This window comes from Brevundimonas sp., from assembly GCF_035627475.1.
Classification (GTDB): Bacteria; Pseudomonadota; Alphaproteobacteria; order Caulobacterales; family Caulobacteraceae; genus Brevundimonas.
Genome location: NZ_DASPLR010000040.1, coordinates 1 through 23,221, shown reverse-complemented (window position 1 = coordinate 23,221; position 23,221 = coordinate 1). Strand labels below are relative to the sequence as shown.

At 64.4% G+C, this 23,221-nt stretch carries 17 protein-coding genes; 3 read left to right on the top strand and 14 right to left on the bottom strand.

Annotated elements, in window-relative coordinates:
• The first annotated feature begins 33 nt into the window (after positions 1 to 33).
• Both VEA62_RS10535 and VEA62_RS10530 read left to right on the top strand, forming a co-directional pair.
• Positions 34 to 912: a metallophosphoesterase family protein gene (locus VEA62_RS10535; RefSeq protein WP_324821391.1), complete on the top strand. Its 879-nt coding sequence runs from the start codon at positions 34 to 36 to the stop codon at positions 910 to 912.
• Positions 913 to 1,123: 211 nt separating this feature from the next.
• Entirely contained in the window at positions 1,124 to 5,017 is a 3,894-nt protein-coding gene (locus VEA62_RS10530; RefSeq protein ID WP_324821389.1) for a M10 family metallopeptidase C-terminal domain-containing protein, read from the top strand.
• Positions 5,018 to 5,149: 132 nt separating this feature from the next.
• Here the strand turns inward: VEA62_RS10530 and VEA62_RS10525 are convergent, their stop codons facing one another.
• The 5 genes from VEA62_RS10525 to VEA62_RS10505 form a co-directional block, all read right to left on the bottom strand.
• Entirely contained in the window at positions 5,150 to 6,514 is a 1,365-nt protein-coding gene (locus VEA62_RS10525; protein WP_324821387.1) for an O-antigen ligase family protein, read from the bottom strand.
• Between the two features lie 45 nt (positions 6,515 to 6,559).
• Positions 6,560 to 6,784 (bottom strand): hypothetical protein, encoded by a 225-nt coding sequence (locus VEA62_RS10520; RefSeq protein WP_324821385.1) that lies wholly within the window; start codon positions 6,782 to 6,784, stop codon positions 6,560 to 6,562.
• Between the two features lie 125 nt (positions 6,785 to 6,909).
• The gene (locus VEA62_RS10515) at positions 6,910 to 8,142 is read right to left on the bottom strand and encodes a hypothetical protein (RefSeq protein WP_324821383.1); all 1,233 of its coding nucleotides are present in this window, start codon (positions 8,140 to 8,142) and stop codon (positions 6,910 to 6,912) included.
• 8 nt (positions 8,143 to 8,150) lie between these two features.
• Positions 8,151 to 10,397, bottom strand: a complete 2,247-nt coding sequence (locus VEA62_RS10510; RefSeq protein ID WP_324821381.1) for a GumC family protein — start codon at positions 10,395 to 10,397, stop codon at positions 8,151 to 8,153.
• A gap of 153 nt (positions 10,398 to 10,550) precedes the next feature.
• Positions 10,551 to 11,177 carry a polysaccharide biosynthesis/export family protein gene (locus VEA62_RS10505; protein WP_324821379.1) on the bottom strand — a complete coding sequence of 209 codons (627 nt, stop codon included), beginning with the start codon at positions 11,175 to 11,177 and terminating at the stop codon, positions 10,551 to 10,553.
• Between the two features lie 452 nt (positions 11,178 to 11,629).
• Here VEA62_RS10505 and VEA62_RS10500 point away from each other — a divergent pair, with 452 nt between their 5' ends.
• Complete coding sequence (locus VEA62_RS10500) at positions 11,630 to 13,528, top strand: nucleoside-diphosphate sugar epimerase/dehydratase (protein WP_324821377.1); 1,899 nt, start codon at positions 11,630 to 11,632, stop codon at positions 13,526 to 13,528.
• A gap of 245 nt (positions 13,529 to 13,773) precedes the next feature.
• Here the strand turns inward: VEA62_RS10500 and VEA62_RS10495 are convergent, their stop codons facing one another.
• The 9 genes from VEA62_RS10495 to VEA62_RS10455 form a co-directional block, all read right to left on the bottom strand.
• A complete protein-coding gene (locus VEA62_RS10495) occupies positions 13,774 to 14,976 on the bottom strand; it encodes a hypothetical protein (RefSeq protein WP_324821375.1) in 1,203 nt (400 codons plus the stop codon).
• Positions 14,977 to 15,121: 145 nt separating this feature from the next.
• Entirely contained in the window at positions 15,122 to 16,447 is a 1,326-nt protein-coding gene (locus VEA62_RS10490; protein ID WP_324821373.1) for a polysaccharide biosynthesis C-terminal domain-containing protein, read from the bottom strand.
• Positions 16,448 to 16,501: 54 nt separating this feature from the next.
• On the bottom strand, positions 16,502 to 17,239 hold the full coding sequence (locus tag VEA62_RS10485; RefSeq protein ID WP_324821371.1) for an FkbM family methyltransferase: 738 nt from the start codon (positions 17,237 to 17,239) through the stop codon (positions 16,502 to 16,504).
• A 125-nt stretch (positions 17,240 to 17,364) separates the two neighbouring features.
• Entirely contained in the window at positions 17,365 to 18,300 is a 936-nt protein-coding gene (locus VEA62_RS10480; protein ID WP_324821369.1) for a D-2-hydroxyacid dehydrogenase, read from the bottom strand.
• The gene (locus tag VEA62_RS10475; protein ID WP_324821367.1) at positions 18,297 to 19,115 is read right to left on the bottom strand and encodes an aldolase/citrate lyase family protein; all 819 of its coding nucleotides are present in this window, start codon (positions 19,113 to 19,115) and stop codon (positions 18,297 to 18,299) included. Before VEA62_RS10475 ends, VEA62_RS10480 begins: the two co-directional genes overlap by 4 nt.
• On the bottom strand, positions 19,112 to 19,753 hold the full coding sequence (locus VEA62_RS10470) for a sugar transferase (protein ID WP_324821365.1): 642 nt from the start codon (positions 19,751 to 19,753) through the stop codon (positions 19,112 to 19,114). The genes VEA62_RS10475 and VEA62_RS10470 overlap by 4 nt, the downstream gene beginning before the upstream one ends.
• A complete protein-coding gene (locus VEA62_RS10465; protein ID WP_324821364.1) occupies positions 19,750 to 20,883 on the bottom strand; it encodes a glycosyltransferase family 4 protein in 1,134 nt (377 codons plus the stop codon). The genes VEA62_RS10470 and VEA62_RS10465 overlap by 4 nt, the downstream gene beginning before the upstream one ends.
• 22 nt (positions 20,884 to 20,905) lie before the next feature.
• Complete coding sequence (locus tag VEA62_RS10460; RefSeq protein ID WP_324821362.1) at positions 20,906 to 22,021, bottom strand: polysaccharide pyruvyl transferase family protein; 1,116 nt, start codon at positions 22,019 to 22,021, stop codon at positions 20,906 to 20,908.
• A gap of 56 nt (positions 22,022 to 22,077) precedes the next feature.
• A partial coding sequence (locus VEA62_RS10455) for a UDP-glucose/GDP-mannose dehydrogenase family protein (RefSeq protein WP_324821360.1) occupies positions 22,078 to 23,221 on the bottom strand: 1,144 nt, incomplete at its 5' end.

Sequence of the window (23,221 nt, the reverse complement as noted above, 5' to 3'; positions counted from 1 at the left end):
TCCGGGCGCCGATCACATCATCGATAGCGAGCCATGTTTCTCAAGCTTCTGAAGCGCCGGGCGCCAGTCAGGGCGCCTGCATCTCCCCAGGTGCCCGCGGGTACGGTCGTCTGGGCCGTCGGCGACATCCACGGTCGCGACGACCTTCTGGCTCCGCTGGTGGAGGCGATCCGTGCCGATCTGCGGACGATGGACGCACAGCGCAAGACCGTTGTCTTTCTTGGTGACTACGTGGATCGAGGCCCCGGCTCACGCGCCGTGCTCAAGCGGCTGGCCGGTCTGCCGGCCGACGAGGGGGTGGAGTGGCGCTTTCTCAAGGGCAATCACGAGGAAACCATGGCCCGGTTTCTTGAGGATCCCTCGGTCGGCGCCCAATGGTGCGAGTACGGCGGGGACGCCACCCTGCAGTCCTACGGGCTTCGTCCGCCCGACATGAAACACCGGGCCGAGGCCTGGAGACACCTTGCGTCGGATCTGAATCACAAACTTGGCGCGGACGAGCGTGACTTCCTCGCGAGGCTCGAAATGCGGATCTCGGTGGGAGATTATTTCTTCGCCCACGCCGGCGCCCGACCCGGTGAGCCGCTGGAAAGCCAGGCGGACGAGGACCTGCTCTGGATTCGCGGTACGTTTCTTCGGAGTCAGCAAGAGTTCGAGAAGGTCGTCGTTCACGGGCACACGCCGGCCGCGGAAGTGCATGCGGACAGGCGCCGCATCGGAATTGACACCCGCGCCTACGAATCCGGGGTGCTCACGGCCTTGCGCCTGAGAGGGGGCGAGCGGCGGATTCTCCAGGCGGTTTCCGCCGCACCGGTCGTCTCCGCTGATGGGCGATGCGAAGCGTCAGCACACGACGTAGGTCTGCGATGGGCCGACGTCCCGGCCTTCGCGGATCTTCCGATAGAAGGCTGACCGCACACGGAACCCCTTGGCGTCCCGACTTGTGGCCCGGCGCGACGCGCCCGGACTTCAGGTATCGGTTGGCGCGAATGTCGGGGAACCTCCGAGCAACCGTAGCATGTTTTGGTGTTCCGGGTCACCACGAGTTGAACCGGCGCCGCTTGTCGTTTCGGGAAGCCGCGTTACGGTAGCCGACCAAAATCTCGTCGGTTGGGCCGTTTTCATGTTCGATTCCTTCTCGCGGAGCTTCGGCTCGACCTGGTCGCAGCTTGCCGATGACGGCGACACGCCGACGGTGGACCGGCCCGTTGATCCGTCGTTCGGCGCCATAGCCAGCTACCAGATCTGCGGCTGCTGCGGACGCTTTCATGGCGCGACGGACGGCACGGATGGCGGCGGGCAGGGCGTCATCCTGAACGCCGACGACCGCGGGACGTTCGGCCCCAACGGCAAGCCTTCGCTCGATCCGACCGATGCGGGCGCCCAGATCACGCGCTCCAACACCAGTTGGGCTGCGGGCCTCGGCCAGGCGGCGGTCGTGACCTACGCCTTCCGCGCCTCGGTGACGACAATGCCGACCGACACCACCGGCTTCACCCAGTTCAACAATTCGCAGATCGCCGCCACCGAACTGGCGCTGGCCGCCTGGTCGGACGTGGCCAACATCACCTTCAATCGCGTCAGCGACATCGGCAGCCAGTATTCCAACAACGCCACCATCCTGTTCGGCAACTACTCGAGCGGACAGGACGGCGCGGCCGCCTTCGCCTACCTGCCCGGCGGCATGCCCGGGGAGACCGGCTCCGGCGCCGTGCAGGGCGACGTCTGGATCAACAGCTCGCTGTCGTACAATTCCTTGCCTGTCATGCAGGCCTATGGCCAGCAGGTCCTGCTGCACGAGATCGGCCACGCCATCGGCCTCAGCCACCCGGCGGCCTACAACGCCAGCGCCAATGGCGTGATCACCTATGCCGCCAACGCGACCTATTTCGAGGATTCGCGCCAGTACACGGTGATGAGCTATTTCAGCGAGCAGCAGACCGGCGCCGATTTCCGCACCAACGGCGTGGGCAACAACCGCTATTCGGCGGTTCCCCTGCTGGACGACATCGCCGCAGCCCAGCGCCTGTACGGCGCCAACATGACGACGCGCACGGGCGACACGACCTACGGCTTCAACTCCAACGCCGGCCAGGTGTGGTTCAACGCCAACAACAGCTCCAGCGCCCTGATCTTCGCGGTCTGGGACGCTGGAGGCACCGACACATTTGACTTCTCCGGATATAGCGTGGCCCAGACCATCGACCTGCGGCAGGGCGCCTTCTCCAGCGTCGGCGCCCTGGTCGGCAATGTGGCCATCGCGCTCGGCGTGGTGATCGAGAACGTCATCGGCGGTTCCGGAGTCGACACCATCCGCGGCAACTCGGCCGGCAACCGGATCACCGGCAACGGCGGCAACGACGTCATCGACGGCGGCCTGGGTTCCGACACGGTGGTCTTCTCGGGGACCCGAGCCAGCTACACCGTCACCTGGAACGGCCAGGTCGGCACGGTGACCGGTCCGGACGGAACCATCACCCTCCGCAACGTCGAATTCCTCCAGTTCTCGGACCAGACCATCGCGGCGGCGCCGACGGGCGGGCTGCTGGTGGGTGGCGACATCACCAATGAGACCATCAGCGGCACGGTCTTCGGCGACACCATCGGCGGGCTGGGCGGCGCCGACACGATCAACGGCATGGCCGGCACGGACACGCTGGATGGTGGTTCGGGCAATGACGTCCTCAACGGCGGAGACGACGGCGACTTCCTCATCGGCGGCCTGGGCAACGACGCGCTGAACGGCGGAAGCGGCGCCGACATCGCCGACTATTCCGGCGCCGGGGCAGGCGTGACGGTGAATCTCTCGAACGGAACCGCCATCGGCGGGGCGGGCATGGACACGCTCACCAGCATCGAGGAAGTGCGCGGCACGACCCATGCCGACACCCTGACCGGGGACGGCTTCGCCAACATCCTGCGCGGCGGCGGCGGCATCGACACCCTGAACGGCGGCGGCGGGGCCGACCAGCTGTTCTCCGGCGCCCCCGGCGAGGGCGGCGGCGCCCCGGATATCGTCAAGCCGTTCGGCACGGCCAACAATTCGATCGCGACGGCGGTCTCGCTGGCGGGCGGGTTCGATCTGGGCACGCGCAGCGATGTGGCCGACTCCACCACCATTCCCCACGCCACGGTCGTGGCGACCAGCCACGGGGGAATGGAATACTACGCCGTCACCGTCGGGGCGGGCGAAACGGTCGTGTTCGACATCGACAACGCCTCGTTCGACAGCGTCCTGCGGATCTTTGACGCGGGCGGCAACCAGCTGGGGCAGAACGACGACTCCGCCAGCGACGGCGGGCCGTCCACCGATTCAGGCATCAGCTTCACCTTCTTCGCCGCCGGCACCTACTATGTGCAGGTTTCGGAGTGGCAGTCGGGCGCCGACGCCACCCTCGTCACATCGCCGCCGCCCGCGGGCGGGACCTACACCCTGCACGTCTCGGTTCCGGGCGCGCCGGTCGAGCCGCTGCTCTTCCTCGGCGCGACCATGAACGGCGACGCGGGGGCGGACGTCCTCAACGGCGATGTCGGCCGCGACACCCTGAACGGCGGCGCCGACGACGATCTGCTGACCGGCGGTGGCGAGAACGACACCATCGACGGCGGCGCGGGCACGGACACGGCGGTCTTCAGCGGCAATCGCGCGGCCTATACCGTCAGCGTCAACTCGGGCGTCACGACGGTCACCGGCCCGGACGGGACCGACACGATCAGCAACGTCGAGCGCCTGCAGTTCGCCGACGGGCTGTTCGACGCGAGTGGGACCCCGCTGGGCGGCGGTCCGATCGACGGAACCGCGAATGCGGACAACCTCGGCGGCACGACCGGCGCCGACACGATCAACGGCTTGGGCGGCGACGACGTGATCACCGGCGGGCTCGGCGACGATACGATCGACGGCGGTGCCGGCACGGACACGGCCGTGTTCTCCGGTACGATGGCCGGCTCCGCGGTTTCGACCGTCGGCGGCGTGACCACGGTGACCGGCCCGAACGGGACCGACACCCTGACGAACGTCGAGCGGCTTCGGTTTTCGGATGGCACCCTGATCGTGGGCGCCGCCGGCGGGCAGTATTTTGGAGGCACGGCGGGCGCCGACAACCTGGTGGGCACCGCCTTCAATGACGAGCTGGAGGGCTTAGGCGGAGACGACGTCCTGGATGGCGGTGCGGGTGCGGACACGATGATCGGCGGCGCCGGGAACGACCGGTACTACGTCGACCATGCCGGCGATGTGATCGTCGAGGCCGCGGGCGGGGGGACGGACGTCGTACGCGCCTCGGTCAGCTACACCCTTGGCGCGGGGGTGAGGGTTGAGGAGTTGACGACGATCAACTCCGGCAAGACGGACGCCATCAACCTGGGCGGCAACGAGCAGAACAACGCGATCACCGGCAACGCCGGGGTGAACACCCTGGACGGGGGCGGCGGCGACGATGTCCTGTCCGGTCTCGCCGGCAACGATATCCTGAACGGCGGCGCGGGCGCCGACACCCTCGACGGCGGCGCCGGGCTTGACACTGCCGTCTTCAGCGGCAATCGCGCGAATTACACCATAACCACCAGCGGTGGGGTCACCACCCTGGTCGGGGCGGACGGAACGGATCGGTTGACAAACGTCGAGCAACTGCAATTTGCGGACGGGCTCTTTGACCTGAACGGAGACCCTCTGCCCGCTCCCGAGATGGCCGACGAAAGCAACGTCCTGCCTCTTGGAAAGGGGGCGGACGCATGGGCCCTTCCTGCCATGGAGGAAGACGAATTTCTGCTGGGCGACCTCTGGGCGTTCGCTTTCGGCGATGGCGAGAGAAATCATGATGCCAATCCGCTGGCCGCCCCGTCAGATCCTCTTGCGCCGCTCTATGATGGCGAAGACCACTTGGTCCCGATGCCGGCCAGTTTCCCGGTGTTCTCCGGCTCGGGCGACTGGATGCTGACCCTGCCCGCGGAGTTCGGGCCCGGCATCGGGGAGCCAGACATCAAGATCAGCAAGGTCGGCTACTTGTTCGAGTGACGGGCACCTCGGCGGCAGGAAGCGAGGAAGAGACCGTCTATCGCGGCTGACCCGTCTCGGGCATGCATCTGTTTGGTCGAGGATCCGTTCGCTTCGCCCTGAAGCCGGTCCGGGCGCCGATCACGCCTGACGTCAGACGGGGTTCTGGCGACCTTGGACCCGGTCCGGGCGCTGGGCCAATTCCAGCAAGGCGCAGCAAAGAGCGAAGACTACCGCGAGCGCCAACGTTCGAAGAGGATAATCGCTGATCGAATGTAGGAGAAGGACGCCTATGCCGATGCTGGCTCCGCGCTGAAGGTCGCGCTCGCGCGACGGCGGACCGCGCCAGGCGCTCCAGCAACGTCGAGCATACCACGCAAAGAACACGACTAAGATGATGGCGCCGACCCAGCCGGTCTCCAGCCAGAGCTCAAGGTATTCGTTGTGAGCCTGATTGAAGAACGTCCCGTCGAGTTCGCCTAGCGGCTCCACAGAGCGGTATACCGCATCGAAACTGCCGACGCCGGATCCGAGAGGCAGATAGGTCTCGGCGGTCTCGGCCACGAACGGCCAACGTTCGAACCTCGTCTCCGGCGCCCCCTGCGTGTCGAATCGCGCGAGAATCGGCGATAGGCCCAGAACGGCGACGGCGGTAAGCGCGGCCGCAATCACGCCGATGACGATCAACAGCTGCCGACTGGGCCGACCCCTTCCAGATGCAATCCAGGCAGCCAGCAGACTGGCTATCACGACGGGGGGGAAAAGAACGATGCCTGCTCTGGAGCGAATGGCTGCGAGGGCTACGACAACCAAGGCCGAGAACAGGGCTCCGAGCCACAGTGGTAGGGTTCGCGGGTCCGACCGGCGCAGAGCAGCCGCACCCCAGATGATCGGGAACGGCAAGGCGGTCAGGACAAAAGACGCCAAGTGGTTCCGATTGGCGAAGAAGCCGGCCACAGACCCGGCGCCCGTGGTAGCCCACAGGTACAGTTGCGTGCCGCCGTTCACTAACTGGGCGGTTCCAAGGAGAACTCCAGCTAATGCTGCGGCGATGCAGAGCCGCACCAGCCGCGCATGCTGAGGCTGGTCCAACGTCAGCGTTGCGGTGAACATTGCGAGCGGAGGAGCAAGCGCGAGCGTGGATTGCCACGTTTTTTCAGGTGTGAGGCTCAGGGGGCTCCAACCAGGTTCGACACCGGCCAGTTGTAACGCAAGCCCCAGTTGATCACGCCCTGGAAGCGCCAACCAGACCGCTGGAGGAAGGGGTATTAGCTGAAAGGCCAGAAGGCCGATGATCCCAGCGACCAGTCCGATGGCTAGTCGATGGTCGCGCCACGACCCGGTCTGGATTAGTCGAGTGGTCGCGAGGACCAGGACTGGCAGTGCCGCCAATTCCACAAGAGCCAGCCGCAGGGCATGCTCACGACTGGCTCCGCCAAAAGCAAAAGCAAAGGCCAGCAGAACCACCGACGCAATAGCGGCGGCATCCCACTGGCCTTTCCAGAGCTTGTTTGGCACGCGCTACGTCAGTGAATCGCCGAACGCCGCGCGACCCGTCCTGACTTAGTCGCTTTCCGAGTCGTCGTCGCTAGCCACCACGATCGTGGCGACCAGAACCGCCGTGCCGATCAGAAGAACGGGAAGCGGGATGCCCGCGAACTCGGAGCTGACGTCGGCGCGGGCGCCGATGCGGTCGCCAACGCGGGCGACGGCCGAATCATTGGCTGCAGCAGCTTGTCCGGCCACCAGCAGGAGGCCAACCGTCACGGCGGCGATGGTCTTACGCATGAAAAATCCCCTCAATTCAGGTTATCTAAACGGGCTGACCCGCCTCTATCCCAAAACCGTATAGGCGGCGGAGGTTTCAAAAGCAATGCGAAATTCGCGTTTTGACTGGCCCCTTGCCTTCCAGATCAACGATTGCGGGAGATCGCTACACGGTCGAACCACGCGATGGTCGAAGCGCGGCGGTCGCCGCCGCGGGTTTCCAGTCGGACCCACACCGCTGGGCAGGGAACGGGCACGGTGAACGTTTGCGTCACTGTCGACCAATGGGCTCCCGGACTGTTTTCCTTCCCGCCGGGGATAGAGGCCAAGGTCCGCCCTCCAGTCAGGCAGGTAAGGGTCCAGACGAGTCGGTCGGCCGGATCGCCCGCCTCGGTCCTCGCGGAGGCCGTGAAGCGATATGAGCCCTCGGGTAGCAGTGCCAACTGCTCGACAATCCGGCCTGAGGCGCGGCCGTCGTAGTCCACCCGGAGCGCGCGATTCTTCGGATTGGCGTCGTCCGCCACGATTTCGGCGGCGACGCCGGCCTTTTGCACCAGGCGCCACTGGAACGGTTCTGGCGCATCGGGCTCGGAGAAGTCGCCGTTGGTCAGGAGGAAATCGGCGGGGGGGCGCCCCACCCGGTTTCGCACAGTGCGCAGGGCGTCAACATAGCCGCGGTTCAGCAGGCTCCGGTAAAGGTTCTGCAGTTCGGAGTTGGACAGTGGCGACCGGGTTTGTTCGAGCAGGATCGCGAGATTTGCGGCGAGCTGTAAGCCCTGTGGGTTTTCTCTCAGGCTGCGGAGATACGCGAGGCGCCAAGGCGGGTTCGCCGCCAAGAGATCGGCGAGGACGGGTAGTGACCGCTGTGGGTCCTCAACGCCAGCCACCGTGAACAGGCGGAAGACTTCAGGCCGGATGTCATCCCTTCGCCGCACCAAGGTGTCTGCATGGGCAAAGGCAGACGTGTAATCGCCGCGCTTGAGGCGACGTTCAACGAGCCAGGCATGTGTCGGGTCGTCGCGCAGGCTCCAGTTGCCCGCCAATGTTAGGATGTCGTCGGCCCGTTCCTCACGGCCGGCTCGGGCTTCGCTCAGGCCGATCACACGCAGGGCCCGGACGTCGAAGGGAGCCCGGGCCAATGCGTCCCGTGCCAGGAAACCGGCGTTGTCATTGCGTCCCGCCAGCAACTCGGCTTCCGCCGCCCGACGTAGAACCAAGGGGGAAGTCGGAGCGAGTCGAACGGCCGTCTCGACGGGCGCCCGCTGAATGATGGGCTGGATCAGAACCTGCCACCCCAGCAGCACCGCCCCGGCAATCAGCGCATAGGGGGCGACACCCTCGGCGACGACGCGCCTACGCGGTCCGGCGGAAGCCTTCACCCCGTCCCTCAACCCGGCTTGCCCTTCCTAGTCTTTCCGTCCCTGCCTTCCTCAGCACCGTAGTGGTAGTCGTAGGCGTAATCGTAGCCTCCGTAGGAGGTGGCCTTTGCATTAAACTTGGTCAGAACCGCTCCCAGTGGGTGAGCGTGACCGACCTGAAGCCGCTTCAGCGCTCCGCGAGCTTGGCCGCGACGGGTTCCGCGCGATTCCAGAACGAACAGAACTCCGCTGACGGCGCCCGCGAGGAGGGGGGAGTCCGCGAAACCGAGTACCGGAGGGCCGTCAATCACGACATGATCGAACCTGTTGCGGCTTTCCGCGAGGAACTGGCGCAGCCGTTCGCCGCCCCAGAGCTCCGCAGGGTTCGGCGGGAGCGGGCCGCACGGAATAAAGTACAGACTCTCTTGGCGCGTGCGCTGGACCACCGAGGCGAGATCCGCCGAGCCGGACAGCAGGTTGCTCATTCCGCGATCGTTCTCGACGCCCAGGACCCGGTGCATCGAAGGATTGCGGAGATCGCCGTCAACCAGCAAGACCCGCTTGCCGACGCGGGCGAGGCTCAGCGCGACCGCGTAGGCCGTGGTGGACTTCCCTTCGGCCGGCCGGGCGCTGGACACCAGCAGACTGCTGGGCGCACCGTCGGGTGTGGAGAACTGAAGCGCGGTCCGGAGAGAGTAGTAGGCTTCCGAGAAACCTGACCTGATATCGGCCAGCGCCTCCCCCGTCGTCTGCCCTTTCTCAAGCAGCGGCACAACGCCGAGCACCGGGATGCCGAGCTTCTTCTCAACGTCCTCGGGAGTCGCCACGCTCTCGTCCAGCGCTTCGAGCACCAATGCCGTGATCACGCCGAGGCCAAGCCCCAGCAAGGCGGCAAGGGCCATGTTCAGGAGCATATTGGGTTTCGACGGCTCGCGCGGCGGCGTCGCCGGATCCACGATAGAGATATTGTTGGCTGTGACGCCGCCGGTCACGCCAACCTCCTTATAGCGCTGCAGAAGCGCTTCATACAGGGTACGCGTGGTGTCGAGCTCGCGCTGCAGGATATTATACTGGATCGAGCGGTCGCGGAGGTCGAGAACATCCCCCTTGAGGGCGTTCACTTGGGCCTGGAGGGACCGCTCCTGATTGGCGGCGACCTGATACTGACTGCGGATCGACCCGCGAATGTTGCCCGCGATTGTACGGATCTGACTATCAGCTTCCTCGATCCGCGCCTTCAGTCTCACCATTTCCGGATAATCCGGCTGATAGAGGCTGAGTTTCTGCTGGTACTCGGCATCCAGAATGGCGCGCTGCTCGGTCAAGCGCTGGATCGTCGGATTCTGCAGCACCTCCGGCAGGGTCATGAGTTCCGATGAACTTGCCGAACGCCAGCGCTCTTGGGCGGCTACACGTTCGGCGCGAGCGTCAGCCAGCGCACTGTTGAGGGCCACGAGGTTGTTAGAGGTCAGGGATTGCGTTCCGCTGCTGGATTCGCCGTCGCGGGGCTCGCCGACATTGATGATCTGCTGGTTGGCCGCATAGGCCACCAACTGCCGTTCGGCCGCCTCCAGGCGCTCCTTGGTCTGGACGATCCGCTCCTCCAAAAATTCTCGGGCGTACTTCGAGCTCTCAAATCTCCTGTCCAGGTTAGACTGGATGAAATTCTCAGCGAAGCCGTTGGCGATGCGAGCCGCAACCACAGGATTGGGGTTGTTATAACCGATCGCAACCAGCCTGGAGCCGCGTACGGGAGACACGCTGAGATCGGCCTGCAGCGCCTTCAGCGCCGCGGCCTTGCGGCGAGCCGCCTGTTCGGCGGCGGTGCCGCCTCCTTCGGGCGCCTCTACGCCGATCGCCTCCAGCGCCTGATTGGAGCTCGCTAGCCCCAGGCTCTCAATGACCCGCTCGGCGAGCGACCGGCTGCGTAGCAGGCCGTACTGGGTTTGGAAGAATTCCTCACCCTGCATCAGGTTCTCGCGGGGGGTCACGTCTTCCGTTTCGACGATCCGCGCCGACTCCCGGTCGATCTGCAGGGTGGCTTCCGCAGTGTAGATGGGCGTCATCAAAAGCGTGACCGTCGCCCCTATCACGAGGGCTCCCAGGAAGCAGCCGATTATCAGGAAGCGGTACTTGAGCGCGAGCCGCCAATAGGCGGCCAAGTCGACGGTCGGCTGAGGCTCGGCCTGGTCCACCCAACCCAGATCGTCGCCGTGGTGCGCCGGCGTGACCTGCGAACGCCGGTGGTCCTCATCGAAACTATTGTCGCCCGACATTCCTAAAATCCGTTACAGAGTTCCGGCTTTCGCCGCATACAATCCAGGTGAGCTGATATCGCAAAGCTTTGACTGGCGCACATTATTTGAGAGCCCGACCCCACCCCGCCCCATGGTGAACTGCGGAGATCGAAGGCGAGCGCCCGTCTGGCATCAGAAGAAGCGGAATACCGCGAGCGCCGGCACCGCCCCGACTATTTCACGAAGCGCGCTGTTGAGGCGCGATGTGTCGACGACGATGACGTCATCGCCCAGCACTTGCGGATCCGGCGCTCGACCCTGCCTGATCGCTTCGAGGTCGAAGAGCGCCACGGCGCGTCGTCCGTCGATCGTTCGAAACACGGCGACCTTCTTCAGGTCCGCGACACGGCTAGGTCCTTCGGCCATCGCCACAGCCTGCAGAAGGGACGTGGAACCGCGCATTTCATAGACGCCGGGCTTGGTGACAGCGCCGTCGACGGTGATCTTCTGACTTGCGGCCTCGGTCACCGTCACCGTCACTTGAGGATTTCGGAGGTACTGCTGGGACAGACGCTCTGCGATGTCGATCGCCATCTCGCCAGCCGTCCGATCCGCCCCGCGCACAGCGCCAATCAGCGGCAACTGGATGTTGCCCGAGGTATCGATGACCAGGTTATCGAAAGACAGGTCGGGAACCTGGAAGACCCGGACATTGATCTTGTCGCCGACGCCGATCCTGTATTCGCCCTCATAAGGCGCGGGCCCGGGCAGCGACTGCAGATCGGCGGGGGCCGCGGCGGTCATGTCGGACAGATCCATGCGCGAGCCCCCGCAGCTCGCCAAGAGGGCGGTCGAAAGCACGACAATCAAAGGAGAGTGGCGCATCATGGATTCTGGTACCCGGGAAAACAAAACGGTCTTGTGAGTTTGGCGGTGGAGAGCGCGAGAGCCGGCGACCGGTGCAGCTGGCGCACACAAAGGAGGACGTAGCGTTGTCCCGCACGGCACCTTCGCGGTCAACTCCAGCTGCTTGGCGTACTGTCCGGATGACTCGATCCGTGATTTGGGCGACATTCATTTCAGCGGCGGTACTGGGAGCGGCCACACTCATGGCGCGCATGACACACTTCCGAATCGCCGTTGACCGGGTTTGATATCCCTATCAAACGTCACGGCGGATGCTGGATTACACGTTCCGCCAAGGCCCGCCAGCCTGTGCATGACGACGGCGGCGGGTCCGGTGTTGCGGAAGATGAGGAGACATAGCAGGGATGCTGACGCGAACCGCGAAGTTTGGCGCGCACATAGTAACGGTGTTCTGCGCGTTCTTGATCGCATATGAACTGCGACGCGCCCTTCCTCTCAGCTGGTGGGTCGAGCATCCGGACGCATCACGCGTCTTTGGTTGGGCGGCGCTTTACGCCGGGGCGGCCGGCTTGGTCGAAATCATTTCCCGGACAGAACACGGAGCATGGAGGTTCACGTCCGCCCGGGAAGCCATAGCGCTCCTCCGCAACATGACCCTGACGGTGCTTCTGTTCACGGTTCTGATCTTCTTCCTCGACAGGGGAATCCGGCTGCCTAGGTCTGTGCTGCCGCTCGCATGGCTGCTCAGCTTCTTGATGCTTGTGGGACTGCGGCTGGGCTGGCGGCTCTTTTATGACCGCTCGCTGGCTGCGAGCGCCTTTCCCGCGTGGTGGCGTCGCTCGCCCTCCGACAAGATCCCGCTCCTCGTCGTGGGCACGCTGGCCGAGTCCGACCGACACATCCGCCACCTGCTAACAGACGCCGCCTCGCCATATCGGCCAGTCGCCATCCTGTCTCCCGTTAAGCAGGAATCGGGACTGAGGCTTCACGACATACCTTGCGTCGGCTCGCCAGCCCGGCTTGAGCGGACCATCCCAAGCCGGCGCTCGTCCGATGGGAGCACCCCCGCGGCGGTGCTTTTCCTAGCGGACCCGGTCACCGATTTTCAGTTGTCGATGAACCTCATTGGGCGGTTGCGCCAGGCTGGACATCCCCTGCTGCGGCCCATGTCCATCAAGTTCCTTGAGGATGAAGAGAAAAGCACTGGCAGCCGGCTCCAGGAGATTCGCCTTGAGGAGTTTCTTCCGCGCGCTCCGGTCTCGCTGAATCCCGAACCGCTGCGGGCGCTGGTGGCGGGCAGGAGAATACTGGTTACCGGCGCTGGGGGCAGCATCGGCTCGGAGCTCTGCCGGCAGCTCGCGACGCTCGGTTGCGCGCATCTGACACTCGTCGATCATTCCGAGTTTCTCCTGTTCGGAATCGATCGGGAGATCGAACGGATTGGTCCCCAGGTAACGCACCGGGCCCTGCTCGCGGACGTGCGGGACCTGTCACGGCTCACGGATGTATTTCAGCGGGAACGGCCGGATCTGGTCTTCCACGCAGCCGCCCTGAAACATGTGGCGATGGTTGAGGACAATCCGGCCGAAGGCGTCCTGACGAATGTGTTCGGGACATGGAACGTACTGCAGGCCGCCGTTGGATGCGGGGTCAAGCAGATGGTGTTGATCTCTACCGACAAGGCGGTCGCTCCAACCAGCATCATGGGTGCGACGAAGCGGATCGCCGAGACACTTCTGGAGCTGCAAAGCTATTATCCGACGCGGGTGTGCGCGGTTCGGTTCGGCAACGTGCTCGGGTCGGCAGGTTCAGTCATTCCGATATTTCAGCGGCAGATCGCCGAAGGCGGACCGCTAACGGTTACAGATCCCGAAGTGAATCGTTATTTCATGACTATACCCGAAGCGGTTCAACTGGTTCTTCACAGTACAGCGCTTTGCACCGGAGGCGATGAACGCAAGGCGCGGAAGTTTCTCCTGGAAATGGGCGAGACCGTGAAGATTGTCGATCTTGCGCGGCAGATGATCGCTCTGAGCGGTCGCGCTGAGGGGGAGATCGAAATCCAGTTCACGGGCCTGAAGCCGGGAGAAAAGCTGACGGAAGTGCTGTTCGAGGAGAACGAGGAAATCACCCCGTGCAGTGAAGGGATCATGGAAATTCAGGCGCCGACGTCTGAAACCAAGCTGACTATCAGTGCCTTGGAGCGGCTTAGGGATGCCTCTCTTGCGGGTGACGACGAAGTCGTGAAGGCGATGGTTCGGTCCATTATTGCGGACTTCCGAGCGGAGACTGCGGCCGCGTGATCAGCGGGCCGCCGGGAATCCCCGGCCGCCCACATGTGCTGGTGGAGAAGGGGCGGCGATGGCGCGATGGTCGGCTGCCGCGTAACGGCACCCTGAAGCGCGTCCGACTTGCCGGATGCCGCCCACGCGAGTCTTGAGCAAGTGCGGGCCACCAGGAGGCCGCTTTGGGTCCGGAGCCGCGACTGCGACATCAGGCGCAGGTCGCCGTCTCAGGGGATCATGAGACCCATGCATGGATGCCCGCGTCAGCGGGGGCTGCGGCGCCTGACCAGATCGGGAGCGGAAGCGGAAGCGGAAGCGGAAGCGGAAGCGGAAGCATAACCGGGTCTCCGCCAAGCAGCGGCGCCTCGCGCCGGGATGGAAGGGCCGCGCCGGAATGGCAGATTCAATCTGAAGCTGGACGAGAGCAGCCCCCGGCTCGACGCTGCAAGCAAGGCGCAGAAAACCCAGAAGAACGAAAAGCGTAGTCCCTGGTGCGCCAGCCCGTAGAACACGAAGGGCGCGAGATAGAGGTAGGGAAGGATCTTCGTATAGCCCGTCAGCGACCCCAGGAAGATCAGGAAGGCGACCATTCCCAGCAGCCCGTAAGAAAACAGAACTGTACCGATCGTGGAGTGCAGCTCCCGGTCGATGCTGCTGAACCGCTCATGATATCCTTCTCCTGCCCCCACGGCGACCAACGTCGGGTTGTCGGTGATCCGGTCATATCCACGGACTTCAAGCTGCGATTTTTCGGACGCACGGGCGAACCGCCGCTCGAGCTTCTCGATCGCTTCCATCTGCTGAAAGCGATGCTCCAAGCTGCGCTGTGCCGGGCTTGGCACCAGCATCACTACGGTTCCGGCGAGAAGTCCGGCCACAAGTACGGCCATGGTGCGCCGCGGCGCGTGCCGGGCGAAGTGAACGACGGCCAAGAGGGCGATAGCCAGTATCGTCGATCGGGAAAGTGAAACGAACGCTATGTAGAGGGCACCCGACGTAAAGATGAGTTCCAGCAGACCTGCTCGCGCCTGGCGCGCCAGAAAGAATATGCCGAGCACGCAGAGGGCCCAGTAGCCGAGCTGATTCGGATTCTGGAAGGTTCCCGATGATCGAGCCGCCTCTCCGACGTGGGACATGACCACGAATATCTGGATCGCGACAGCAATGAACAGCCCTATCGTCAGCGACCGCTCGATGGAGCTCCTGTGCTTCCCGACCACAGACAGCACGAACAGGAAAACGATCGCATTGAAACCGTAGAAGGCGATGGTCTGCAGGAAATCCATATTCTGGCTGATCGACAACCAGACCAAGTTCACCACGATAACCAGGCCCAGAAACGCGATATAGGGGCGGACCGAACCCATGGTCGCTGTCAGGTATTGGCGGCGAATGAAGAAGGGAGCCAGGGCGATGAGCCCGAGGTCGGCCGGCTGAGGCAGCCCACTCTGGCTGAGATAGAACATCTTCCCGATTATGTAGGCGACCAAGACAATAACCCCCGGGGCCCAGCCGATCCGGCGGAGACGGGATCTCGCGGGCGCCGGAAAGTGGGGACTCAGGGGCATTCAGCCTCCTCCAACAGGGTCTGCTCCCAGGCTCTCTCCACGATCAGAGAGGCCGAAATCGTTCGTATAGCGCAAGCACGGTGCTCTCAAGCTGTAGTCGTTTGCGGATCATCCGCCATTGCAGCAGATTCCAGAGGACCAAGGTGCCTGCCGCGGAAACGGCGGCTCCGATAAGTCCGAACAGGGGAATAAGCGTAGCGGCTGCTGCGACGTGGGCGATGCCGGCGATCGTCAGGCTGCGTGCGGTGTCGCGCTCAAACCCGGTCATGTTCAGCAATGCGTTGACCGAACCGAACCCGGCGTTGATGACCTGACCCACAGCCACGATCGCTAGGGCCGCCCCCCCGTCCCGAAAGCCGTCTCCGAAGACGAGCGCCAGTAGCGGTTCTCCGAAGGCGATATAGATCAGTGCGACAGGCGCGGCCATGGCCAGACTTGCGCAGGCGCTCAGGGCGACGAGACGCTGCAGCTTGCCTCGTTCGCCCAACGCGTTCAGCCTCGCGAAGCGTGGGGCCACAACCATGTCGAGCGCAGCCTGGCCCAGCACTAGGACAAGGCCCCCCTGCATCACCACTTGGAACACGCCGGCCGCCGTGGGATCGCCAGCGGCCCCCAGCACCAGCACGCCAATGTTCTGGTTCAGCAGGCTCATGCCCGCTATGAGGCTGAGGGGCAGGGTGCTCATGATCCATGCCCTGCTGTCGTAGGTCGGGGCGACGGCGCGGTCGATGACCCCCGGAGGACGGGCGCGCCACAGCATGCCGGCGCCGACGATGAAGGCCAGGAGCGCGGCCCCCACATGAATAGCCATGGCATCGCCGGCGGAAAGCCGGACGCCCAGCGCCAGCCCCAGAACCGCAACAGCGGCGGTCAACAGGGCGGGACGGATGATCTGGTAGGGTAACTGCCCCAGCACTGGCCTTTGCAGTCCCCTGAGCGCCGCACCCCGCAGGGTGCCCACGGCGATCAGCGGGATCAGCAGCACGGCCCAGGCCAACACCGCCGGTTGGCCCGGGGCGAGATGGTCGGACCAGAGCACAGCCGCAGCCGCTCCCAGAATGGCCAGCCCCGCGGAGATGGCGCCTGCAGCCTTGGTCGACCACAGCCACACCCCCTTCATACGCCCCCAATCCGCACGGCCGTGGGCGATGGCGGTCTCGCGGGTTACGAGCGTGGGCAGGCCCAGGTGCGCCGGAACGGCGACCACCAGAATGATGGACAAGGTGTAGGCATAAAGGCCGTACTCGGCCGGCCCAAGCCCCCTCGCCAGCACGACGGAGCTGAGGACTGCCAGAAGCGCCGTAGCTATTCGGACAAAGACGCTACCCAGACCGCTCTGGACCAACCGGCTGCTGAATGCCGTGCCCACCCACGCACGTAGCCGGCGCGCCCCGCTATCTCTGTCAGACACAGGTCGAACAGTTCAGTCGTTGAACGGGATCGAGAACATCGCGTGGTGCTCCTCCCGCAGGAAGAATGTATTCAGATTGTCCTTCACGCCCGGGGTAAAGGAGTGCCCGTCAAACTTGCACGGCGAATATCCATGCTCCGCCAGGAAAGCCACTTCAATATCCAGCTCCGGCCGCTCAAGCAAGATGATCGGGTGGTGCCGTGAAATCGTCTCGACCATGCCGCGCAGGGTGAATATTTCAGCGCCTTGGACGTCGATCTTCACAAAACTCGGTGTGAGATTGAGATCGTCTATGCGGATAGCGGGGACATTGACCTCATCGACGTGAAGATGCGCCGGATCGAATCCGAATAGCTTGTCCGGCCCAAGCCAGCTCGCCGCAGCGTCGTATTGGGTGGAGGCAAGTCCATCGAAAGAGAAGTTCTTGTAACGCGGAATGTACAGCCGCAACGTTCCCGCCGCATCCGAGGCGGCGGCCTGTATGACGGTCAGCCCCGGGTCCTTGGTGGCGCGCCTTTTCAGTTTTTCCGCCAGCGTGGGGATAGGTTCAACACAAACTATCTTGAAGTTGCGGAACATTCGAACGGACGAGATGGTCTGACCGCGGTTCGCTCCAATGTCGAGAAAGAGGAAATCCTCGTCTGTACCGGGCCATTTAAGGTGCTTCAGAGCGGCGAAGTCGAGCTCATGAGGCTTGCCGACCAGGCTGCGCCGCCAAACCTGGACCGCATACTTGGCGTCCACCAGCATGGGAAAGTTCACCTTGAGTGAACGGACGGCCTTGGTGGCGATTTGCCGAGAGAGCATAGATTCGACCTTATTGGGGCGTTTCAGCGAGCGTTTTTATTTCACCTCGCCTGACGCTTGGCAATCATTCAGCTGAGATCAGGGCGGGCGATCTGTTCTGGTGGAATGGAACGAGCAAATCCTTCCAGCATGCGATCAAGATAAAGCTGGGTCGTTCCCGCCACATGCGGCGTAATGAGCAGGCGGGGCGTGCGCCACAGGGCGCTGGAGGGGGGCAAGGGCTCTTCTTCGAAGACATCCAGGGCCGCGCCACGCAGCCGGTGGTCCACCAGTCTCTCCCTTAGCGCCGTCTCGTCGAGAATTCCGCCCCGGGCCACGTTGATGATGACACAGTGATCCGGCAACAGCCCCAACTGATCGGCTCCAAACGCTCCCGCGGTCTCGTCCGTGAGGGGCGCGGCGATGACCACGGCGTCAGCCCGCGGCAGCACATCGTGCAGCCGCCCGGCCGGCCAGGTCTCATCAAACGGCTCGATGGACCGCCCCGAGCGTGACACCCCGATCAGACGTACGCCGAACGGGCGCAGACGTCGGGCCGTCGCTTCGCCAATCCGTCCCGTCCCGAAGATCACGACCGTGGAGCCGGTCAGTTCCCTCAGCCATCTCCGTTCCCATCGCCCCTCGCGCTGGCCGGCGAGAAGCAGGTCGAAATCCTTGGCGAAGTGCAGGAGGGCGGCGGTGACGTACTCCGCGATGGTGTCAGCATTGACTCCCGACGAGGTTGTGAAGCGCAGATCGGGCCGGGAGGCGATGAAGGAATCGAGCTGGTCTGTGCCGGCCCCTTGGAAATGTATCCAGCTCGCCTTGCTCGCGCGATTCAGCAAGGGCTCCGCCCACGCTGCCGCAGGAGCGATGATCCAGTCCGCCCTGGCGTCGTCCGAATGCGGCGTCCCGTCCGAAAATCTCAGTGAGACCTCCGGAAGCCTCGATGCGACGAAGTTCTCCACCTGCGGGCTGTGGATAGCGAGAATCTCTCGCTTCTGGACGTAGAGCAGATGAATCATGGGGCTGTTTGTTCCGCAGCGATTCGTGAGACCGCCTCAACCAGCGCACGTCGATTTGCTTCCAGCACCGAGCAGGGCTGCTCGCGGAGCCGCGCTATGTAGGCGCGAAGGTCGCGGATCATCTCACCGAATAGATCCGGGTCCGTGCGGGCTGCGTCCCGGAACGTTCGAGAAAGTATGACAGCGGTGGAGCCGAGACGAACATGCTCCGACAGGATCAGCTCCGCGGGGACAGCGCCGGTGCCCAGCGCGCCTACGCCGCCAAAGCCAAACGGCACGCCCGCGCCTGCGCACTCGCGACAGAAGTGATCCACCAGACCGCCCGCCAGCGATTCCATCAGGAAATCGAGACCAAGCCCGAGTGAAAGGTCGTTGAGGCCAAGATGGGCTTCCTTAGGCGCATCGGCGGCCGCCAACATGGTCCGGAGCCGGCCCAGCGCAGCCGGGGTTTCGAAAAGCCCTACGGTGCGCAGGCGCCCGTCAACCAGCCTGGCCAGCTCGGACAGCTCGCGAACACTGCGAAACATCGGCAACATGACGAGGTCGCAGCCAAGCCCGACCACGGCGTCGACCTCGTCCGCGGAGGCCGGTGAGACCGGATTGATCCGGACAAGAAGCTCAGTAGCGGCGCCGGCAGGGATCTGCTTTCGCGCGTCCGCCACGTCGGCGAGGCCATGGCTGCTGAAGTGGGCGTTCAATCCAGCCTGCCGCTCGAGCTTCCCCTCCACCTCCAGATCGATGAAAACGCGATCGATGCCGTGCGCCACACAGGCGTCGATCATGCGGGCGTCGTCCGGAATCAGAAGAAACTTCATGGAGGGGTCTGATCCTCATGACTGATGAAGTTTCTCCAGTTCTTCCTAGGGTCGCCGTAGACGTCCGAGGCCCGGAAGACGACGGCGAACGTCCGGAGAAAGATCTTCAGATCGCCAAGGAGCGTGATCTTGTCGGCGTACCTTGAATCAAGTGCCAGCTGATCGGGCCAGGCAAGCTCGCGCCTGCCCGATACCTGGGCCAACCCGGTTATGCCCGGGCGGACCCGGAACCGCCCTTCCTGATCCCGGCGTATGGCTGTCAATTGCGCGGGCACAATGGGCCGCGGACCGATCAGACTCATCGAGCCGGCGAGAATGTTGAAGAGCTGCGGCAACTCATCGAGACTTGTGGCGCGGATTATCCGGCCAACGCGCGTGATCCTTGGATCGCTTTCGGAGTAAGCACTTGCCGCGGCTGTCTCGGGCGGCGCCTTTGTCCGCATGCTTCGGAACTTGATAATACGGAAGGGGCGCTTGTCTTTGCCCACCCGGGTCTGCCTGAAAAGCGGCGAGCCGGGGTCGTCGAGGAAAATGGCGAGCGCGACCGCCAGAAGGACGGGGGAGAGCGCAATGATCAGGATCAGCGCTGCACCAATGTCGAACGCGCGCTTGCCCAATCGGACGTACACGTCAGTCATGATCCATGCGGTCCCGCAAGCTGCATAATGTCCAGCATCTGACGGTTGACCTTGTGGACATCGTACCGTTCCTCGGCCAGGCGGCGGCTCTCCCGCCCCATCGCGGCGATGAGCGAGGGATCGTCGACAAAGCGGCGCATGGCTCGGGCAAGGCTATCGACATCTCGCGGCGGTACAAGCCAGCCGTTCACACCCTCTAGCACCGTCTCGCGACAGCCTGGTGCGTCCGCGGTGATGATCGCGCGACCGCAACTCATCGCTTCGAGCACGGCCCTGGGCGTGCCTTCGCCGTAGAAGGAAGGCAAGATGAAGACGCTGGCGCGCGCGAGCTGGGGCAAGACGTCGTCGACGCCGCCCACGATCTCGATCACGCCGCGCCGACGCCAGTTCTCGATCATCTCGACAGGCAGCGAGCCCGGCAAATCCGGATCATGCGGCCCCACCAGCACGAAGCGCGCCTTGGCGCCATCGGCCTGAAGCTGTTCTGCCGCCGCGACGAACTGCTCAACGCCTTTTGAGGCCAGCAGGCGGCTGATCATGACGAAGGCGGGCGAGCCTGCCGGAAGCCGCTGGACGGGGAAGCGCTCAAGGTTGATCCCCGAACCGTTGACCACGACCGCGTTTGCCGACGGTGACATGAGCCCGTTCTGCCGGAAGGTCTCGAGGTCGTCGCGGTTCTGGAAGATCGTCGCCCGGCTCAGCGCGGTTGCAACGCGATACAGCCGCTCCTGAGCGAAGCGCGTCAGCATTAGCCTGAGGCCGCCGCCGCCGGCCCGGTAATAGCCAAGGCCGGTCACCATGCCGTAGTGGCGCGGGACTCCGGCGAGACGGGCGGCGATCGCGCCGTAGATCACCGGCTTCGCATTATAGGAGAAGACCAGGTCCGGCTTCGCACGCCGCATTATGCTCACTAATGCCCCGATGCTTCTCAGATCGGAGAGCGGCGACAGGCCGGTTCTCGACAGCTGAAAGACCTCATGCGGCACCTTCAGACGTTCGATCGCGGAGGACCAGTCCTGCCGCGGCACGACAACCTGCACCTGATGACCCTGCGTCCTCATGGCCTCGATCAGATCCGCGCGATTGGCGACAGCTGAACGGACATTGCCGGCGATGATGAGTATTTTCACTGTCTTGCCTGCGCGCCGCGGTTCAGGCCCTTGAGAGGACGAAGCGGGAATAGCGCTCCCGCTCCGTCAGAACCTGGTCGAGATAGGTCACCGGCAGGGGTGCCGCCTCGGGCGAGACCGTCGACGCGAATCTGAGCAGTGACTCGGGCATCGCATCCGAGGTCAGGTCCACGCAGCGCCAAGCCTCGTCGATAGACCTGTAGAAACGTGGCATCTTGGTTACCGCAAAGCGGCGGGCGTCGGCCACAACCGGTAGCGACAGGACCTGGCGATGCAGCGCCCGACCGACCACGCCCACGTGGAGCTTGGTCGTGATTATCAGGTTCATCTCGTCCAGGCGGGAGAGCAATTGCTCGACGTTCTCGTAGGGGATGACCCTCACGTCCGGCCAACGCTCTCGCGCAAATGCTTCGGCCTTGCGGGCGGAAGCCGGACGCTCCCCCGCTTTGACCTGATCGTAGATGAAGCAGATTTCGGCGCCCTTCAGTCCATTCTGCAGGGCCGCGTTCACCAGCGTGGCAATGCCTTCGCGCCAGGTCTCTCCGCCGACGGCATGCAGGTGAAGACCGATTCTCGGAGGTTCGCCGCTCCGAGCCTGCTGAACGGTGCGTCGGGTCAGCTCCAGCGCAACATCAGGGCAGACGTTCACCTTTCCGGCGCTGACGCCGTACCGAATGGCGAACTCGCGGGAATCCGGGTTGCGGACCGTCGCGTGTTCTGCGGTCGACAGCAGTCTCACGGCGAAGGCCCGATAGAACGGATTGGAGATTGGGCCAAACTCGACGCTGCTGACGCAGTGAGGCACGCCGTGCCGCCTCGCGAGCGCGAGAGCAGAGCCGTAGAGAAGTTGATTGCGAACGCCCCATGCGCCGTTGCGAAGCCATTCGTGCAGTGCCCCACGCCCCGTCGCCTTCTCGCCCAGATAGCCGCCGCCAATGAAGCCAACGCCGCGGAGCCGGGTTCCATCCGCAAGTGCTGAAGCCTCGTCGGTCCCGTGCATCACCACATGCAAGCCAGGGTCCGCTTCCTGGGCCCAGCGAGTATAGATCTGCTGCAGCAATTCATCCCCGAAGTTCTGGATCCCATCCACTGCAGCTGCGCCGCAGATCACCAGTGTGTCATCTTGGGTGGTTGTCATGCTGATAGCTTTCCGGGAACGGGCGAGGGCAGGTCAGTGCACAGTCGAGTGGCCAATCAGCCGCGCCCGATCGAGGTGTAGCGGAAGCCGCGCGCCCGCATGTCCTCGGGCCGGTAGACATTGCGCAGATCGACCATGACCGGCTGGCGCAGCAGGCGTTTGACCCGGTTGAGATCGAGCGCCCGGAACTGGTCCCATTCGGTCAGGATGACCACCGCGTCGGCGCCCTCGACCGCGTCGTAGGGCCCCTCCTTGAACACCACGTCGGGCAGCAGATGGGCCGCCTCTTTCATGCCCTCGGGGTCGAACGCCTGGACCGTCGCGCCCATGGCGATCAGGGCCGGGGCCACGTCCAGCGACGGCGCGTCGCGCATGTCGTCGGTGTTCGGCTTGAAGGTCAGACCCAGCAGGGCGACGGTCTTGCCCGCCATTTCGCCGTCCAGCGCCGAGGACACCCGCGCGGCCATCGCCTTCTTGCGGGCGTCGTTGACCTCGACCGTGGTTTCGATGAGCCGCACCGGCGAGCCGGCGTCCACCGCCGTGCGCACCAGCGCCAGGGTGTCCTTGGGGAAACAGGATCCGCCGTAGCCCGGGCCCGCGTGCAGGAATTTGGAGCCGATCCGGTTATCGAGCCCAATGCCGCGCGCGACCTGCTGCACATCGGCGCCGACCTTTTCGCACAGGTCGGCCATCTCGTTGATGAAGGTGATCTTCATCGCCAGGAAGGCGTTGGCCGCATATTTGATCAGTTCCGAGGTGCGCCGGCCCGTGAACAGGATCGGCGTCTCGTTCAGGTTCAGCGGCCGATAGAGTTCGCGCATCACATCGCGGGCGCGCTCCTCCTCCGTGCCCACCACGACCCGGTCCGGCCGTTTGAAGTCCTCGATCGCCGCGCCCTCGCGCAGGAATTCGGGGTTGGAGACCACGGCGAAGTCGGCGTCGGGTCGGCGCGCCCGGATGATGGCCTCGATCTCGTCCCCCGTCCCGACCGGCACCGTCGATTTGGTGACGATGACGGTGAAGCCCTCGATCAGGCCGGCGATCTCCTCGGCGGCGGCATGGACGTAGGACAGGTCGGCATGGCCGTCGCCGCGACGCGACGGGGTGCCGACGGCGATGAACACCGCGTCGGCCGAGCGGATGGCCTCGGCGCCGTCCAGGGCGAAGGACAGCCGCCCGTCGCGCACATTGGCGGCGACC